A 2,844-nucleotide genomic window follows, 5' to 3' on the forward strand; every position below is an offset into this window, starting at 1 on the left:
CTTGCCAACACTCTCTCGCAAGGGCCGATAAGCGATACCGTTGCCCACAACATGGCACGCAATGGTCTGCTGCAAGCAGCGCGTTGCAATGCCGAGGTCGTGCAAGCTCTCGGTCTTGGAAAGCGGATCGCTGCCCGATGGCAAAAGGCCAATGCCAAGTGTCTGGCCGCCAACCGGAAAGCTGGGGACGTGGCAGGTGGGCTGGGTGCCATTTCAAAGTCGCTGCGCGTGCTGCTGCAATCGGCCATTCTTGCCGTCGGTGCGTACCTTGTCGTCAGGGAAGAGGCTACGGCCGGGGTCATGATTGCCAGTTCGATCATGATGGGGCGTGCGCTGGCTCCGGTCGACCTCGCCATTTCAAGCTGGAAACCCTTCCTCATGGCGCGCCAGGGTTGGGCGCGGCTGGAGGACCTCTTGGAAAAGGTTCCTGAAACCGCTCCTGTTATGCTAATGCCTGCACCTGAACGCGAACTGCGCCTCGAAAGCGTGACAATCGTTCCGCCCGGTGAAAGCAAGCCGACCGTGACCGGCATTGCGTTTGCCATTCAGGCGGGAAGCGCACTCGGGGTCATCGGCCCGTCGGGCTCGGGCAAGTCGACACTCTCGCGCGCCATCGTCGGCGCATGGACGCCGGTCGCCGGGAAGGTTCGCATCGACAGCGCAAGCCTCGATCAATGGGACCGGGAAGCACTAGGCCGTCACATCGGCTATCTGCCACAAGGTGTTGAACTGTTCGATGGCACCATTGCCGAAAACATCGCTCGTTTTGAAGATGATCCTGACCCTGAGGCTATTGTCGCCGCGGCGAAAGCAGCGGGCACGCACGAACTGATCCTCCGATTTGAGCACGGATACGAAACTCCGATTGGTGAGGCCGGATCGGCACTTTCCGCCGGGCAGCGTCAGCTTATCGGTCTTGCCCGGGCCCTTTATCGAGACCCTTTCCTTGTTGTGCTGGATGAACCCAATGCCCATCTCGACGCGGAAGGCGAAGCTGCAGTCGTTAATGCGATCGCCTCCGTGCGCGAGCGCAAGGGCATTGCGGTTGTCGTCGCCCATCGGCCGAGCGCCATCCGCGCCGTCGATTTGGTGTTGGTGATGGAAGGTGGACGGCAGCGATCATTCGGTGCGCGTTCCAAAGTCCTGAAGGCCATCGAGTCTACACAGGATCACGTGGCAGAGCGCGCTGACATGGAGGATCCCGGTGTCCGGCATTCATCAGAACAATGACGTTTCGAGTCCATTCGCCGGCACCTGGTGGCGGGCCTTCTGGCGAGCGTGATCTTTGTGGGAGGAGCCGGAGCCTGGGCGACCTTCACGAATCTCTCCGGTGCGGTTGTAGCGTCCGGACACTTTGTCGTCGTTTCCTAGTGAGAAGATACAGCACCCGACTGGCGGGGTGGTCGGAGAAATCCTGGTGAACCCGGCATTTCGTACTACCTGGTGCGCCTGTCAGTTCCGATCTCGGCTCGCGCGAACGCGCTCCCTAACGTTCCATTGCTCGCAATGGGCAGTGCCGGCGCGACTCGGCAACACAGCCCCATGCCCGTTCTTCCGAGGGCGGCCCAACCAGGACGACCGGTTGCCAAGTTTTCCTGGACCGTTCTTTGAGTGTGAATGTTCGGGCGATTGCCTGGGGCGTGTCCCCGCCGCCTGCGAGCCCGCAACTGCTCAGCAGAAGGGCGAAGTGAACGAGAATGCATCCATTTCGTAAATGTATGCCTATCCAAGCAATCGATTTCTCCAATTGTCCGATGACGAATATGAACGACTCAGGCAGGGGCATCATTAGGAGTATTTTCAATGGCAAAGATTATCGAAGGTGGCCCGGGTTCCGAAACACTCCTCGGCACCGAGGGTGTTGACTGGATCGAGGGTTACCAGGGCGGTGACTGGCTTGACGGTCGTGGCGGCAACGACGAGATCTCGGGTGGCGCGGGCAGTGACCGAGCCATCGGCGGCAAGGGTAACGACCGCATCTTCGGCGGAGATGGCTGGGACGATCTCTCCGGCGACAACGGCCGCTTCAACGCGCGCGTCTCCGGTGAGGACAATGACAGGCTCAGCGGCGGACCCGGCCAGGATGTCCTCTACGTGGGTGACGGCCAGGACACGTTGACCGGGGGCAGCGACAGTGACACGTTCGTGTTCCAGTTCCACAATCCGGTGCCTGGGGTTGTCGGGTCGACGTCGGACATTACCACTATCACCGATTTCAACCCGGCGGAGGACAAGTTCGCCTTCGATGCGGTGGGCCTCTACAACGATGGTTTTGGCGCGAACTTCGTCAACAACGCCAGCATACAGTCCGGCTACCCGGTGAGCAGCTTCTACAGCGGTGCGGCCTCGGGTGCGAACGGCGAACACGTCGTGGTGATCACTGGCGAATCTTTCAACTCTGCTAATGAGGCGGCGAGTGCGATCTCCGGCGAGCACGCCGGCGACATCATTGTCTACCAAAGCAGCTACACCGACAAACTCGCAACTCTGGCCTATGTCACCGCCGACGGCAGCGCGCACGAGTTCGCCCACCTGGGCGGTGTGGTCACCGTGGCAGACCTGGGCCTGACCGCGTCCGACTTCACCTTCGTTTGATCCAGAAAACCCATACGGAACCGCGCCCGCCCCGCCCCCTTGGGCGGGCGCTTTCCCGTTTCCGCTACTTGCCATGGGCCGGGGCGCCCGGGAGCAGTCAGCGTGTACAGTGACGAAGCCCTGCGCGTCGCGCTGGTCGTGCACCGAAATCCCACTGAAGGTGTGGAGGCGGAAGCCTGTTCGGGCCCTTGCGGCCGACCACGATGAATCCCTTCCAAACCTTCAGCCGGACGGTGTTGTTGACGCGCT

General features: G+C 61.3%; 2 protein-coding genes and 1 pseudogene. All 3 read left to right on the top strand.

Translation table 11 applies throughout. The features are described from left to right. Window positions 1–1,230, top strand: a 1,230-nt coding sequence (locus NKI06_RS30695; RefSeq protein WP_352561711.1) for a type I secretion system permease/ATPase, incomplete at its 5' end; no start/stop codon positions are given. Next, window positions 1,205–1,435, top strand: a pseudogene (locus NKI06_RS30700) (HlyD family type I secretion periplasmic adaptor subunit); the annotation flags it as partial. The gene NKI06_RS30695 and the pseudogene NKI06_RS30700, both read left to right, overlap by 26 nt. Before the next feature lie 368 nt (window positions 1,436–1,803). Further along, window positions 1,804–2,595, top strand: coding sequence for a calcium-binding protein (locus NKI06_RS30705; RefSeq protein ID WP_023832747.1), 792 nt, complete (start codon window positions 1,804–1,806; stop codon window positions 2,593–2,595). The last annotated feature ends 249 nt before the right edge of the window (window positions 2,596–2,844 follow it).

This window comes from Mesorhizobium sp. M0772 (genome assembly GCF_040320135.1).
Lineage (GTDB): Bacteria > Pseudomonadota > Alphaproteobacteria > Rhizobiales > Rhizobiaceae > Mesorhizobium.